Source organism: Leifsonia aquatica H1aii (assembly GCF_000633535.1).
GTDB lineage: Bacteria > Actinomycetota > Actinomycetes > Actinomycetales > Microbacteriaceae > Leifsonia > Leifsonia aquatica_A.
This window is the reverse complement of sequence record NZ_AYMR01000068.1, coordinates 1-807: the sequence shown is the minus strand read 5'-3', so window position 1 is coordinate 807 and position 807 is coordinate 1. Positions and strand designations below refer to the sequence as shown.

Genomic DNA, 807 nt, shown 5'->3' with positions numbered 1-807 from the left:
TCGGCCACCGTCGAGGCGTCGGCTTATGTCGCTGTGCACCTGTTCTCGGCCCGGGTTACCCATGCTGGTGGCGTCATCATCGACGTGTCCGCTATCGACCGCAGTGACGTCACCCAGTGGGCCGCCTACCACGGTACCGACATCCAGGACGGTGAAGTCATCGTCTACAAAGCAGTCGATGACGACCTGAAGTCCGGGCGTGGTTTCGCCTACCCGATCGGTGAAACCGTCACCGCACCCGACTGGGACCCGCGCGATGCCTGCGGCAACGGCCTCCACCTGTCCCCGCGCCCACACCACGCCCGCTACTACTACAGCACCGCCACCCGGTTCCTCAAGTGCGCGGTGAAGCTCACCGACCTCACCGTCATCGACGGCAACGGCAACGGCACCAGCGTCCCGAAGCTGAAAGCGAAGACCGTGCGGGTACTCGCCGAAGTCGACATCGACGGAAACCCGATCGGCTAACCCATGGACTACCTACCCGAACCCGAAACACGAGCAGACAAAACACGCGCCAACCGAGACAACGCCCGCGCTCGCCGCAGCACCGTTGTTCTCGAAGCCCGGAAGACGAGCGGCGACGATCACCCGGACTTCGACGATCTGGCAGCCCTCCTCGCATTTGAAGCCGCGAACCCCGATTCCCGAGCGTCGGGCCCGAAGGAGTCGCGGATCCGGGAACGGTTCAACGTGACAGCGGCCCGCTACTACCAGCACCTCCGCTACCTCATCACGACCAACGAAGCCGCCGCGCGCGAGATCGACCCCCATACGGTCAATCGGCTCCTGCGCGTCATGGCTGCG

The 807-nt window shown here is 64.7% G+C and carries 2 protein-coding genes; both read left to right on the top strand.

Annotation, left to right across the window (positions count from 1 at the left end; translation table 11 throughout):
* A partial coding sequence (locus U870_RS23440) for a DUF7666 domain-containing protein (RefSeq protein WP_025159525.1) occupies positions 1-468 on the top strand: 468 nt, incomplete at its 5' end.
* Positions 469-471: 3 nt separating this feature from the next.
* A partial coding sequence (locus U870_RS24160; protein WP_115644486.1) for a DUF3263 domain-containing protein occupies positions 472-807 on the top strand: 336 nt, incomplete at its 3' end.